12 protein-coding genes are annotated in these 13,369 nt (G+C 50.0%); 10 read left to right on the forward strand and 2 right to left on the reverse strand.

Annotation, left to right across the window (positions count from 1 at the left end):
* Nucleotides 1–127: 127 nt before the first annotated feature.
* From prmA to ING2E5A_RS06295, 4 genes are all read left to right on the forward strand, one after another.
* Nucleotides 128–964, forward strand: a complete 837-nt coding sequence (gene prmA, locus ING2E5A_RS06280) for a 50S ribosomal protein L11 methyltransferase (protein WP_071136680.1) — start codon at nucleotides 128–130, stop codon at nucleotides 962–964.
* Between the two features lie 94 nt (nucleotides 965–1,058).
* Complete coding sequence (locus ING2E5A_RS06285) at nucleotides 1,059–2,729, forward strand: putative transporter (RefSeq protein WP_071136681.1); 1,671 nt, start codon at nucleotides 1,059–1,061, stop codon at nucleotides 2,727–2,729.
* Between the two features lie 174 nt (nucleotides 2,730–2,903).
* Nucleotides 2,904–5,573, forward strand: coding sequence for a 4-alpha-glucanotransferase (locus ING2E5A_RS06290; protein ID WP_071136682.1), 2,670 nt, complete (start codon nucleotides 2,904–2,906; stop codon nucleotides 5,571–5,573).
* Nucleotides 5,574–5,599: 26 nt separating this feature from the next.
* Complete coding sequence (locus ING2E5A_RS06295) at nucleotides 5,600–6,070, forward strand: DUF4348 domain-containing protein (RefSeq protein WP_071136683.1); 471 nt, start codon at nucleotides 5,600–5,602, stop codon at nucleotides 6,068–6,070.
* An 18-nt stretch (nucleotides 6,071–6,088) separates the two neighbouring features.
* Here ING2E5A_RS06295 and cdd read toward each other — a convergent pair whose 3' ends face one another.
* On the reverse strand, nucleotides 6,089–6,571 hold the full coding sequence (gene cdd, locus ING2E5A_RS06300; RefSeq protein WP_071136684.1) for a cytidine deaminase: 483 nt from the start codon (nucleotides 6,569–6,571) through the stop codon (nucleotides 6,089–6,091).
* Nucleotides 6,572–6,607: 36 nt separating this feature from the next.
* Between cdd and ING2E5A_RS06305 the strand changes: the two genes are divergently transcribed.
* The 6 genes from ING2E5A_RS06305 to ING2E5A_RS06330 all read left to right on the forward strand — a co-directional run bounded on the left by ING2E5A_RS06305 (nucleotide 6,608) and on the right by ING2E5A_RS06330 (nucleotide 12,325).
* Entirely contained in the window at nucleotides 6,608–7,552 is a 945-nt protein-coding gene (locus ING2E5A_RS06305) for a glucosaminidase domain-containing protein (protein ID WP_071136685.1), read from the forward strand.
* Between the two features lie 51 nt (nucleotides 7,553–7,603).
* Complete coding sequence (locus tag ING2E5A_RS06310; RefSeq protein ID WP_071136686.1) at nucleotides 7,604–8,197, forward strand: DUF4290 domain-containing protein; 594 nt, start codon at nucleotides 7,604–7,606, stop codon at nucleotides 8,195–8,197.
* A 4-nt stretch (nucleotides 8,198–8,201) separates the two neighbouring features.
* Nucleotides 8,202–8,726, forward strand: a complete 525-nt coding sequence (gene rimM / locus ING2E5A_RS06315) for a ribosome maturation factor RimM (protein ID WP_071136687.1) — start codon at nucleotides 8,202–8,204, stop codon at nucleotides 8,724–8,726.
* A gap of 80 nt (nucleotides 8,727–8,806) precedes the next feature.
* Nucleotides 8,807–9,985 carry a 1-deoxy-D-xylulose-5-phosphate reductoisomerase gene (locus ING2E5A_RS06320; RefSeq protein ID WP_071136688.1) on the forward strand — a complete coding sequence of 393 codons (1,179 nt, stop codon included), beginning with the start codon at nucleotides 8,807–8,809 and terminating at the stop codon, nucleotides 9,983–9,985.
* 21 nt (nucleotides 9,986–10,006) lie between these two features.
* The gene (rseP, locus tag ING2E5A_RS06325) at nucleotides 10,007–11,329 is read left to right on the forward strand and encodes an RIP metalloprotease RseP (protein ID WP_071136689.1); all 1,323 of its coding nucleotides are present in this window, start codon (nucleotides 10,007–10,009) and stop codon (nucleotides 11,327–11,329) included.
* 45 nt (nucleotides 11,330–11,374) lie between these two features.
* Entirely contained in the window at nucleotides 11,375–12,325 is a 951-nt protein-coding gene (locus tag ING2E5A_RS06330; protein WP_071138229.1) for a methylenetetrahydrofolate reductase, read from the forward strand.
* Here ING2E5A_RS06330 and ING2E5A_RS06335 read toward each other — a convergent pair.
* The gene (locus ING2E5A_RS06335) at nucleotides 12,322–13,350 is read right to left on the reverse strand and encodes an inorganic phosphate transporter (RefSeq protein ID WP_071136690.1); all 1,029 of its coding nucleotides are present in this window, start codon (nucleotides 13,348–13,350) and stop codon (nucleotides 12,322–12,324) included. The genes ING2E5A_RS06330 and ING2E5A_RS06335 overlap by 4 nt on opposite strands.
* Between the last annotated feature and the right edge of the window lie 19 nt (nucleotides 13,351–13,369).

The raw sequence follows: 13,369 nt of genomic DNA on the forward strand, positions 1-13,369 counted from the left end.
GTTGTCGTTTAAATGTTTTTTTACAAGTCGACCTGTTGGATAAAGTTGTATTTTTGCAACCGGAAATCATCACTTTCCCGTTCAGCCGGATGGCTGCCCGATACAGAAAGAAATAATAACTAATCGAATGAAATACGTTGAAGTAATTTTTAGTTGTAAGCCCGATACCGAGGAGGTTACCGACGTGCTGGCGGCACAACTTGCCGACCTGGGCTTTGAGAGTTTTGTTAAATCTTCGCCGGGGTTGCTGGCTTATCTCCCCGAAGAGAAGTTCTCCGTGGAAGATATCGACCTTCTGTTGCAGGACTTCTTTCTGGATGCGGAGATCGCTTATTCATACAATGTAATTGAGGATAAGAACTGGAACGAAGAGTGGGAGAAACACTATTTCCAACCCATCGTTTTCGAGGATAAATGTATCATTCACAGTTCGTTTCATCATCCAGAAGGGAGCTATCGCTATCGCATTCTGATCGATCCCAAGATGGCGTTCGGAACCGGACACCACCAAACGACAGGGTTGATATTGCGAGAGATCCTGTCGATGGATCTGCAGAAGAGATCGGTACTCGATATGGGCTGCGGCACAGCGGTGCTGGCCATATTGGCCTCCATGTGCGGTGCAGATCCCCTGCTCGCCATCGACGTGGATGAGTGGGCATACCGGAATGCGTTGGAGAATGTCCGGTTGAACGGGATAGAAAATATCGATGTGTTGCATGGGGATGCCCGACTTTTGGGGAGCCAGACCTTCGATGTGATCTTCGCCAACATCAACCGCAACATTCTTCTGCAGGATATTCCGGCGTATGCAAAAGTGCTGAATCGGGGGGGAAAGTTGTTGCTGAGCGGTTTCTACCGTGAAGATATTCCTGCAATCCGAGAAAAATGTGAAGAGCAGGGGTTGCTTTACCACCATTTCTCGGAAATGGACAACTGGGTTGCGGTAGTGTGCGAAAAATAGATTTTCAACCGTTTGGTTTCCCCCTAAATAAGTTGTAACTTTGCGACCCGTTTTGTAACGTTTGTTTATTTATTAGTTTAGGTTATCTCTCTTTATGGAATGGATTAATGATTTGATCTTCGGATCGGGTGTAGCGCACGCGATTTTCGTGCTTGCGCTGGTAATTTCCTCAGGAATACTGCTGGGGAAAATCAAAGTCTTCGGTGTTTCTCTTGGAATAACGTGGATCCTCTTTGTCGGAATATTTTTGGGTCATTTGGGGTTGGGTATTGATGAGCACATCCTCCATTTCATAAAGGAATTTGGTCTCATCCTTTTTATTTACTCCATCGGTATGCAGGTTGGTCCCAGTTTCTTCTCCTCATTCAAGCAGGGGGGGATTACCCTGAACCTGCTGGCCTCGTCGGTGGTATTGCTCGGTGTGATCACCACATATGTGATCCACGTGGTGACCGGACTGCCTATCTCCACCATGGTGGGGATATTGTCGGGAGCGGTGACCAACACGCCTGGACTGGGAGCGGCACAGCAGACCTATTATGAAGTTACCGGCTCCCAGGATCCATCTATCCCGATGGGGTATGCAGTGGCATATCCGCTTGGTGTTGTGGGTATTATTCTCAGTCTTATCCTTTTCAGGACGATTTTCAGAATCAACTTTGCCAAGGAGAATGAAGCAATCAGCAATAGAGATGCTTCAAAAATGACCGAAGCTCAGATGTTTTCGCTCCAGGTTCTCAATCCGGCGATTTTCGGAAAAACCATTCACGAGATAAAAAACTTGACGGACAAGGAGTTTGTCATATCCAGGTTGCTTCAACACGATTCCGGAACATTAACGGTGCCGCTTCCCGACACCCTCTTGAATGAAAACGACAAGATCCTGGTGGTTTCGAACCTGCAGAACATTGAACTGATCGAAGCCCTGATCGGTCAGAAGATCGATATGGACAGGGAGGCCTGGAACAAACTGGACTCTCTTCTGGTTTCGAGAAGGATCAATGTGACCAAATCGGGGATAAACGGTAAATCGGTAGGCCAGCTGAGGTTAAGAAATCTGTTCGGGGTAAACATCACCCGTGTCAACCGGGCCGGTGTTGACCTGGTTGCAGACCCGAGACTGCAATTGCAGCTGGGCGACCGGGTAACGGTTGTGGGATCCGAGGCATCTATCGCCAATGTGGAGAAATTCCTCGGCAACTCGTTGAAAAGGCTGCGTGAGCCCAACCTGATATCCATTTTTATAGGAATCGCACTGGGAGTATTGGTGGGAAGCATACCCTTCATGTTCCCAGGTATTCCACAACCGGTAAAGCTTGGATTGGCCGGCGGTCCTCTGATTGTGGCGATCCTGGTTAGCAAGTTCGGCCCAAAATATGGACTGGTCACCTATACCACGATGAGTGCAAACCTGATGCTCCGTGAAGTAGGTATCGCGCTATTTCTGGCATGTGTCGGCCTTGGTGCCGGTGAGGGCTTTGTGGAAACCGTTGTCAATGGCGGGTACAGATGGATCGCATATGGAGCCGTCATCACGGTCGTACCGCTCCTTATCGTGGGTATTGTCGGAAGAAAAGTGTATAAGCTCAACTTCTTTACGCTGATGGGTCTGATTGCGGGGAGCATGACCGATCCTCCGGCTCTCTCATATGCCAATGGCATAGCCGGAAACGATTTTCCTGCGGTAAGCTATGCTACCGTCTATCCGCTTACCATGTTCCTGAGGGTGATTTCGGCGCAATTGATGATCCTGCTGTTTCTGTAGATGTTCGCGGCCTCTTTTCGCGACCAGGCTGCAGCCTGTTTACCAGAAGAGAAGTGACGCAGAGCTACCCGGAATCTCTCCATCCAAACAGCTGATGATTATCTTGCTGTTGGAACATAAGGTGTGCTGACGGCTGGTTACCAGAGTTGAGTAAATGATTAAATAGGTTGTGTCATGTGTTTCATAACATTTCAGATCAATTATCACACCAGGCTGGGTCAGGAGCTCTATCTCTCCGGATCGGTTCCAGAACTGGGTAATCTGACTGAAACCGACGCATTGAGATTAACCTGCAAGGGAGATGTCTGGTCGACCACGATCGAGATGGGAATGGCCGGAGAGATTGAATACTGCTATCTGCTGAAGGAGCAAGGGCGGACAATCCGGCGGGAGTGGGGCCGACTCAGGCGGCTGCATGTTGATGGTTCTGCCACATTCCTTGTCCAGGACTACTGGAGAGAGAGGCCCCGGCACAGTTATCTCTACGCTACAGCCTTTACCGACAGTATCTTTTTTCACCCAACGGCAGATATTGTACCCCACACTACTCCCAACACCCTTATGTTGAATGTGCATGCTCCTTTTGTGAAGAAGGGGGAGACGCTGGTCCTCTCGGGCGATGCGGAGCAGTTGGGGAACTGGGACCTGAAGAGGGCTCTTCCGATCGACTATCTTGGGAAGTGTGAATGGCAGATAGCTCTTGATGCCACAACCCTTCCCGACATGATACAATATAAGTTTGTAATTGTGGATGGAGATTCCCGTCAACCTGTAGCGTGGGAGGAGGGTGATAACAGGTGTCTCTGCACCTGGCCGGCAAAAAACGACAATTGCGTGCAGGTTGAGATGGGGTTGCAATTCCGTTACGACAGGTTCTCGTTTAAAGGAACGGGAACCGCAATTCCACTCTTTTCCCTCCGAAGCGACAGTAGTTTTGGAATTGGCGATTTTCTCGATCTGAAGAAGATGATCGACTGGGTTGGATTGACCGGTCAGCAGCTTGTGCAGTTACTGCCTGTCAACGATACCACCGCCACCCGGACGTGGCGTGACTCCTATCCCTACAGTGCCATTTCGAGCTACGCATTACATCCCGTTTACCTGGGTCTTGCAGCCTTCCCGCTAAGGAATCGGGCTTTGATGGACGCACTCCTCGAGGAGGCCGGGAGACTGAACCTGTTGAGTGAGGTCGATTATGAAAAGGTGTTGAGCCTGAAGCAGCGTTATCTTGAAGAGCTGTTCGAACAGGAGAGGAGAGAGGTGCTCTCGTCGGCTTCATATCAGGCTTTCTACGAAAAGAACCGGAATTGGCTTTTCCCCTATTCGGTATACTGCTATCTGAGAGACAGGTATGAAACTCCGCGATTTTCTGAATGGGGCCAATTTGCCGTCTACAATGAAGATAAGGCGTTACGGCTGGTCAACGATAACCCCGAGGCGAGAAGGAGCGTCGACTTTACCGGTTTCGTACAATATCTGCTCGATAAACAGCTGTGCGAAGCGAGGGAGTATGCATATGGCAAGGGGATAGTGCTCAAGGGGGACATCCCCATCGGGGTAAACCGTTACAGCGTTGAGGCATGGACGGCAGGATACCTCTTTCACATGGATACCCAGACAGGTGCACCTCCTGATGATTTTTCCCCTTCCGGACAGAACTGGGGATTTCCTACCTACAATTGGAAGGCGATGGAGCAGGATGGTTTTGCCTGGTGGAAGGGCAGGCTCCGTAAGATGGCCGACTATTTTGCTGCTTACCGTATCGACCATATCCTGGGATTCTTCCGCATCTGGGAGATTCCGGCACATTCTGTCCAGGGGTTGTTGGGCCATTTCAGTCCCGCATTGCCCTACGCCCGGGAGGAGTTGATCCGGGCCGGAATCCCTTTCGACGAGGAGCGGATGACAAAGCCATTCATCCATGAATCCTATTTGCCTGAGATTTTTGGTGAATTTACATCGGAGGTGATAGGGAAGTACCTCGATCTATCCGGTTGGCGGCAGTTCTCCCTGAAGAGGGAGGTGGATACGCAACGAAAGATTGAACATCTTTTCTCAGGAGAGAGCGACGCCAAAAGCTTGAAGATCCGCGACGGACTCTATGCGTTATGCAACGAGGTGCTGTTTGTGAGGGACCGGATGAATCACAATCTCTTTCATCCGCGTATAGCCCTGCAGCATAGCTATTCATACAGCCATCTGGACGAGAATGTAAAAGTTGCATTGAACAGGCTTTACGACGATTTTTACTACCGGCGCCACAACGATTTCTGGAGGGAACAGGCGATGAGGAAGCTGCCACGGCTGATCTCCTCCACTTCGATGCTGGTATGCGGTGAGGATCTGGGTATGGTTCCCGATTGTGTCCACACGGTGATGGAGGAGTTGCAGATACTCAGTCTGGAGATTCAGCGGATGCCGAAGGTGTCGAACCTTACATTTGCCGATCTCGGATCCTTGCCTTACCTTTCGGTCGCGACCACATCGACCCACGACATGTCGCCAGTACGCTTATGGTGGAGGGAGGACCGGAAGACCACCCAACGATTTTTCAACGAGGTGCTGCATCGGGCAGGTGATGCCCCGGGCGACTCTTCACCGGAATTGTGCAGGCAGATTATTCAACAGCACCTCGACGCATCTGCCATGTGGGTGATCCTGCCCTGGCAGGACTGGATGTCGATCTCGGAGAAACTCTCCAGGGGAAATCCCGCCGAAGAGCGTATCAACGTGCCGGCCAATCCACACCACTACTGGCGGTACCGGATGCATATTTCGCTGGACGACCTGTTGAAGGAGAGTGAGTTAAATATGGCCATAAAAACGATGGTCAATAGAATATAGTATTCATGTTATAATTTTCTGGCAAGATGAAAATAGACCCAGTTGTTCTCTTTATTATTCCCTTTTTTCTCTTTGTGAACTGTTCCGGTAACGGTAACGGTAACCGTGAACAGGCGGGAGAGATTGGTACAACCGCTCAGGAGAGTAGAAATCAGGCGGAAGAGGAGGACTTTTATCAGTTTTTGGACAAGTTCAATCGGGAAAGAATCTTTCAGATGGAGCGGATTATCTTCCCCATTACCGTTTCGGCTACCGATGCCAGTCAGATTACGTTGGCTCCGACCGAGGGGGTGATCGAAAAAAAGGATTGGGAATTGCTCGACCTCAGTTACGACAGTACCTTTGTTTCCCGCGATTACGACAAATATACCCAGACTGTTGAGTTTGTGAAAGATACCGCCCACGTTGCGTTGCGGGGGGTAGATAACGGAATATATGCCGACTATTATTTCAGGCTGATCGACGGGAAATGGTACCTGGTAACGCTGATGGAGTGATTGGTAGTTGCCCTTTCCTCAGCGTTTTAGCATTTCGTCTCCAAAACTTAATGGCAACAGGCTTTTTATCCCGTACACTACGTAGATGCCCTTCTCGCTATACATCAAGATTTTCATGGGACTGGCGTACCGGTTTTCAGTTTCAAGCAGAACCTGACGGCACGCCCCGCATGGTGTAACGACCTCGGTGGTGAATTTCCCGTTTTGGCATGCGGCAATGGCAATGGCGACGATCTTCCGGTCGGGATAATTGGCATTGGCGAAAAAGACGGCTGTGCGTTCCGCGCATAACCCCGACGGGTAGGCTGCGTTTTCCTGGTTGTTGCCCGTGATGACTTCTCCATTTTCCAGAAGCAGTGCAGCCCCTACCTTGAAGCCGGAATAACGTGCATAGGCATTCCCTGCAGCCTGTTTTGCCGCATCAATCAGTTTTTTTTCGGTTTCGGTACATTCTTCTAAAAGATAAACGCTTATCTTTGTGGTTAAATTAATTTCTTTCATCCTGTTTTGATTGAAACATGAAAATTGTTCTCTTTAATGAATTTTCATTGCAAATATAGATATATTTCGGTTCTTTCTCTCTTATTGATTTGTTTATTTGTTTCCGGACGGGCCTGGGGACAAAACCGCTTGAGGGTGTATGAGGAATATATCGAGAACTACTCTGATATTGCCGTACGTCACATGAACGATTACAATATTCCTGCCTCTATCACATTGGCACAGGGGTTGCTGGAGTCGGGCGCAGGAATGAGCGAACTGGCAAGGCGGTCGAACAACCACTTTGGAATTAAATGTCACCGCGGATGGCGCGGGGAGAGTGTATATGCGGCCGACGATACGCCCAACGACTGTTTCAGGAAATACCGCAGGGTGGAGGATTCGTATGAGGATCATGCGCAGTTTCTTTCTACCGGAGCGCGTTACCGGGAGCTTTTTGATCTGCCGGCAACCGATTACAAGGGATGGGCGCGGGGATTGCAGAAAACGGGCTATGCAACCGACAAGGCCTATGCCAATAAGCTTATCAAGCTGATCGAGGATTATGAGCTCTACCGGTTCGATAACAAGAACTATCGCAAGGGGGTTACACGGAGCCAGCGCGAGGAGAACATCAATAGGGAGGTAGCCCAGGCCAATTGGACACATCAGCCCTATAAAACACATGGTCTTGTCTATGTGATAGCAGTAAATGGAGACACCTTTGCCGGGATTGCCCGCGAATTTGGCTTCAAGGAGAGCGACCTGCTTAAATTCAACGAGGTTCCGGAAGGTTTTCCGCTGAGTGAAGGCGATATTGTCTATTTTCAGAAGAAAAAGGCGCGGGCCGACAAGCCCTATTTTGAACATGTGGTCCAGATTGGGGAGTCGATGTACAGCATCTCCCAGAAATATGGAATCCAGCTCCGGAATCTCTACCGGTTGAACAAGAAGAGTTACGAATATGTTCCTGAGGAGGGAGATGTGCTCAGACTAAGGTAGAGGGAATTGAAAAGAGAGAAAGCAAAAATAGAATAAAATAGCATAACGATTATGATATACAACACGCAGAAGAAAAAACTGATCATGCCCGAATACGGGAGAAATATCCAAAATATGGTCGATCACTGTGTCATGCTTGAGGACAGGGAAGAGAGGAAACGGTGTGCATATGCCGTTGTCGATATTATGGGAAGCATGTTCCCGCACCTGCGCGACGTGAACGATTTCAAGCACATCCTGTGGGATCATCTGGCCATAATGTCCGATTTTAAACTCGATATCGATTATCCCTATGAGGTGGTAACCCGGGAGGATCTGACCACTGCGCCCGAAAAACTGAACTACAGCCGGCCGACGATGAGATTCAGGCATTACGGGAAATTGCTGGAAAGGATGATTGCCATTGCAGCCGACATGGAAGATGGGGAGAAGAGGGATCTGCTGATCTCGCAGTTGACCACACAGATGAAAAAATCCTACTCACAGTGGAACAAGGAGGTGGACGACGAGAAGATTCTTGCCGACCTGGTTGAACTCTCGGGAGGCAAGATCCAGTTGGACTATGAAAACTATTCGATTGCGGATGTGAAAAATCCGGCCTCAAAACGCCGGCTGAAAACGATCAAGTCGCAACGGAGAAAATAGGAGAATGATCAGGCCGGAGGAAGTCATCAAGGTAGGACGGTTGCAGAAACCCTACGGAATAAGGGGCGAGATATCTATCCTGTTCGATAAGCCGGTTTATGCCGATATCGATACCGAGTTCTACTTTCTCGATATCGACCACATTCTGGTCCCCTTTCATGTGGAGGAGATCACCTACATTTCAGATACGGCGGCGCGGGTAAAGTTCGAGGATCTGGATGATGAATCCAGGGCGTCAAGATATGCTAACCTGCAGGTTTTTCTGCTCCGCAAACAGGTGGAGGAGGGTCTGGAGGATGGCAGTGCCGATTGGGACTTCTTTATCGGTTACAGGATTGTCGACCAGCACGAACAGGATCTGGGCATCATAGAGAGTGTTGATTTTGCAACCATCAACGTGCTTTTTATCGTTAAGGGGGAGGAGGGCGAGCACCTGATACCTGCCACGGAGGACTTCATAGTCCGGATCGATGAGCGGCAACGCATTATCCATATGGATCTCCCCGAAGGACTGATCGGGGTAGGGTAGCCGGTCCGCATATCCCGATCGGGTTGTCAGATCCCCAATTTTTCCTATCTTTGCGTACGACTTTGCAATCTCTGTATTTCATGAATTATCGAAAACGAAAAATAGCCATTCTAGGCTCCACCGGCTCCATCGGGACCCAGGCACTGGATGTGGTGGCCCGACACCCGGACCGTTTTGAAGCGTATGCCCTGGTTGCCAATAACCAGGTGGAGCGGCTGGAGGAGCAGGTTCGCCGGTTCAATCCTGAGGTGGTGGTAATTGCCAATGAGGAGAAATATGCCGGATTGAAGGCTGCTCTGTCTGACCTGCCGGTAAAGGTTTGGGCGGGAGCCGATGCAATCGAGCAGGTGGTCCAGGATACAGAGATCGATATCGTGTTGACGGCGATGGTCGGTTTTTCCGGATTGAAGCCCACCGTTTCTGCCATCAAATCGCGAAAGACAATAGCATTGGCCAACAAGGAGACACTGGTTATTGCCGGGGAGTTGATTACCAGGCTGGCACTTGAAAACAGGACAGCCGTTTTACCGGTCGATTCGGAACATTCGGCCATCTTTCAGTGTCTGAACGGCGAAGGTGACAACGAAATAGAGAAGATACTGCTGACTGCATCGGGCGGCCCTTTTCGGAACTGTTCGATAAAAGAGCTGCAGCAGGTGACCAAGGAGCAGGCGCTATGTCACCCCAACTGGAGCATGGGTGCAAAGGTGACTATCGACTCCTCCACACTCATGAACAAGGGGTTGGAGATGATCGAGGCGCGTTGGCTTTTTGATGTGGTTCCCTCGGGAATAGAGGTTGTTGTTCATCCTCAATCCATTATCCATTCCATGGTGCAGTTCAGGGACAGGTCGGTTATGGCACAACTCAGCATGCCAGACATGCGGATGCCTATCCAGTATGCCTTCTCATATCCGGAGAGGATTCCGTCGGAGGTGAAGCCGATCGATTTCTTTGAACTCTCCACGTTGACCTTCGAGAAGCCGGATACTGGAAAGTTCCGGAATCTTGGTCTGGCCTACAGGTCCATAGAAGCGGGAGGCAACATGCCCTGTATCATGAACGCGGCAAATGAGGTGGCTGTTGAGTTGTTTCTGCAGGACAAGATCGGGTTCCTGCAAATGAGCGACCTCATTGAAGAGACAATGGCGAAAACCGGTTTTATCCGGCACCCATCACTTGAAGATTATATACAAACCGATGCCGAAGCCAGAAATGTTGCGCGGGAGAGATCAAAAAACTATAACAGTATAAACTAAACTACTTTAGCTGAGAAATTAATGGAGACTTTTTTTATTAAAGCATTACAACTGATATTAAGCCTGTCTATTCTCGTTGTTATTCACGAATTTGGACATTTTATCTTTGCCCGGATCTTCAAGATTCGTGTTGAGAAGTTTTACCTTTTCTTCGATCCATGGTTCGCACTGTTCCGGTATAAACCCAAAAACAGCGAGACGGAATATGGCGTGGGCTGGTTGCCGTTGGGCGGCTATGTGAAGATCGCGGGTATGATCGATGAATCGATGGACAAGGAGCAGCTGGCTCAGCCCGTAAAACCTTGGGAGTTTCGTTCAAAACCAAGCTGGCAGCGGTTACTGGTGATGATTGGTGGGGTACTCTTCAACATCATCCTGGCCTTCTTCATCTACTCGATGATTGTTTTCAGGTGGGGCGATTCATATATCCCGATGAGCCATGTGAAACAGGGAATGGAGTTCAGCGAAACAGCCGAAAGGGTAGGTTTCAGGGATGGCGACATCCTCTTGTTGGCCGACGGAAAGGAGATCATCGACAGGGGTGGCATTGTGGACAATTTTGCGGCGCAGGTTATCGATGCCAGGAGTGTAACGGTGCTGCGTGATGGTGAGCAGATCGATATTGTGATCCCTTCAGATTTCGTCCAGCAGCTGATGCGCGACAAGAAAGGCTTTGCCGGTTACAAGGATGATCTCCCCACTGTAGTGGATATGGTGCAGAGAGGCTCCGAAGCTGAAAAGATAGGGTTGGCTAAAGGAGATAGCCTGGTAAGTGTGAACAGCGTGCCGACACCCACCTTCCAGGATTTCAGGGGTGAACTGCAAAAGAACAGGGGAAGCGAGATCCAGATCGACTTTTATAGGGATGGCATGCTCCAGACTGCTTCGGCGAAGCTGGACAGCACTGCGGTGCTTGGATTTACCATTGCAACCTACCTGGTGACCGACCACTACTCATTTTTCGGCTCCTTCCCGGCTGGCGTGAAATATGGCCTGCGTACACTGAAGGGATATGTAGCCCAGTTCAAACACATCTTTACCAAGGAGGGAGCATCGTCATTGGGCGGTTTCGGTACCATCGGGAACCTTTTCCCTGCGAAATGGAGCTGGTACTCTTTCTGGATGATGACTGCCTTTCTTTCGGTAATCCTTGCTTTCATGAATATCCTGCCCATTCCGGGACTGGATGGCGGACATGTGCTCTTCTTGCTGGTAGAGGCCATCTCCGGAAGGAAACCGAGTGACAAGTTCCTGGAGTATGCCCAGCTTGCAGGAATGTTTCTGCTCATCGGACTGGTCCTCTATGCCAATGGGATGGATATCGTCAGGGCAATCTTCAAATAGTGTTTACCCCGTTTGTGTCTTTAACCATTCAAATTGTCTGACAAGTTGAAAATTTCAGAACTCATATATCAAGACCCGAAGCCGGTTTTCTCTTTTGAGCTGCTTCCCCCGCTTAAGGGAAACAGTATCAGGCAGGTGTTTGATACGATTGACCGGCTGAAAGAGTTTGGACCGAAGTACATCAACATCACCACGCATCATAGCGAGAATATCTACAAGGAGGACGAAAAGGGAATAATCAGAAAGATGAATGTGAGAAGACGTCCCGGTTCGGTAGCCATCGCGGCAGCCATCCAGAACAAGTATGGCATCCGGGCGGTACCGCACATCATCTCCCAGGGCTTTTCGAAGGAGGAGACGGAGTATGCGCTGATCGATCTCTCCTTTCTGGGCGTTACCGACCTGTTGCTGTTGCGCGGCGATACCAAGAAGCTCGATGCCGATCAGCGCAAGCTCGATTGTCACCAGTATGCGACAGGGTTGCAGGAACAGGTGAATAATTTTAACAAGGGAATTGCCCTCGACGGCTCTTCATTCCCCCCTCCCGAAGTTCCATTTTCCTATGGAATGGCCTGTTATCCGGAGAAACATGAGGAGTCGCCCAATATGGAGTCGGAGATCTTCTACACAAAGATGAAGGTGCAGAACGGGGCCGACTATCTGGTGACGCAGATGTTTTTCGATAACCGGAAATATTTCGAGTTTGTCGACCGTTGCCGGGCCGAAGGGATTGGGGTGCCCATCATACCGGGAATCAAGCCCATCCACCTGAAAAATCAGTTGAATGTCCTTCCCAAGATATTCAGAACCGAAATTCCCGAAGAGCTTGCGCGGGAACTGCGCCAATGCAATTCCGACGCCGATGCCGTTGAGGTTGGGGTAGAGTGGTGCCTCTTGCAGTGCAGGGAGCTGGTACGGAGGGGCGTGCCGGGAATCCACTTCTATGCGTTGGGCGCAACCGAAAGCATCTATCGGGTGGCCAGGGAGATCTATTAGTAGAGCAGTTTACCCGCGGTAAAATAGACTGCCGCCGCAATCAGTGCACTGACCGGAATGGTCAGTATCCAGGCCACCAGTAACTTCTGGGTAACCCCCCACCTGACGGCCGAGAGCCGTTTTACCGAACCGACGCCGATGATTGCACCGGTGATGGTATGGGTGGTGCTGACCGGGATTTTCAGAAACTCGGTCAGGTAGAGCGTAAGGGCCCCTGCCGTCTCCGCAACGACCCCTTCGAACGGAGTTACTTTAGTGATACGTGTACCCATGGTCTTTACGATCTTCCATCCCCCCGACATTGTACCCAACGATATGGCTGTAAAGCAGGCAAAGGCTACCCAGCTGGGCAGATCGCTTACCGATTCGATACCTGCTCCGATCTCCGGATGCTGGATGTGGGTGGCGATCAGTGCCGCTGCAATGATTCCCATCACCTTCTGGGAGTCGTTCAGTCCGTGCCCTATGCTGAAGAGCGCCGACGAGACCAGCTGGAAATGTTTGAACCAGGAATCCGCCTTGTGGGGATTTGCCCGTCTAGCCGACCATTGAAGCCCTATCGTAAGAATCATGGCAACCACCATGCCCACCAAAGGGGCCACAAATATGAAAGCGGCAATTTTTGTGATCACGGAGAGCTTGATGACTGTGAAAGAGGCCCATTTTGCAATGGCCGCTCCGGCGAATCCTCCGATGAGGGTATGGGAGGAGGATGAAGGTATTCCGAGCCACCAGGTCAACAGGTTCCATGTGATGGCAGCAACCAGTCCTGAAAAAATGATGGGAAGAGTGATGAACTCTGCGATCACCGTTTTTGAAACGGTATCGGCAATTCCGAACCCCCCGATAAGGTATTTGGCAATGAAGAAGGCTACGAAGTTGAATGTGGCTGCCCACAAAACGGCCTGAAAGGGTGTCAACACCTTGGTGGAGACGATGGTGGCAATTGAGTTGGCCGCATCGTGGAAGCCGTTTATATAGTCAAAAACCAGCGCGAGGATGATGATAACGATCAATAACGTCATAAGCTTGATGTAACTGGGT

Origin of the sequence: Petrimonas mucosa, from assembly GCF_900095795.1 — a bacterium.
Classification (GTDB): Bacteria; Bacteroidota; Bacteroidia; order Bacteroidales; family Dysgonomonadaceae; genus Petrimonas; species Petrimonas mucosa.

Excerpts from the sequence above, each read along its gene's own strand:
- ING2E5A_RS06335 (WP_071136690.1), bottom strand. The coding sequence starts at position 13,350 with ATGACGTTATTGATCGTTATCATCATCCTCGCGCTGGTTTTTGACTAT.
- ING2E5A_RS06320 (WP_071136688.1), top strand. The coding sequence starts at position 8,807 with ATGAATTATCGAAAACGAAAAATAGCCATTCTAGGCTCCACCGGCTCC.
- rimM (WP_071136687.1), top strand. The coding sequence starts at position 8,202 with ATGATCAGGCCGGAGGAAGTCATCAAGGTAGGACGGTTGCAGAAACCC.
- ING2E5A_RS06310 (WP_071136686.1), top strand. The coding sequence starts at position 7,604 with ATGATATACAACACGCAGAAGAAAAAACTGATCATGCCCGAATACGGG.
- rseP (WP_071136689.1), top strand. The coding sequence starts at position 10,007 with ATGGAGACTTTTTTTATTAAAGCATTACAACTGATATTAAGCCTGTCT.
- ING2E5A_RS06305 (WP_071136685.1), top strand. The coding sequence starts at position 6,608 with ATGAATTTTCATTGCAAATATAGATATATTTCGGTTCTTTCTCTCTTA.
- ING2E5A_RS06285 (WP_071136681.1), top strand. The coding sequence starts at position 1,059 with ATGGAATGGATTAATGATTTGATCTTCGGATCGGGTGTAGCGCACGCG.
- ING2E5A_RS06290 (WP_071136682.1), top strand. The coding sequence starts at position 2,904 with ATGTGTTTCATAACATTTCAGATCAATTATCACACCAGGCTGGGTCAG.
- ING2E5A_RS06295 (WP_071136683.1), top strand. The coding sequence starts at position 5,600 with ATGAAAATAGACCCAGTTGTTCTCTTTATTATTCCCTTTTTTCTCTTT.
- prmA (WP_071136680.1), top strand. The coding sequence starts at position 128 with ATGAAATACGTTGAAGTAATTTTTAGTTGTAAGCCCGATACCGAGGAG.
- cdd (WP_071136684.1), bottom strand. The coding sequence starts at position 6,571 with ATGAAAGAAATTAATTTAACCACAAAGATAAGCGTTTATCTTTTAGAA.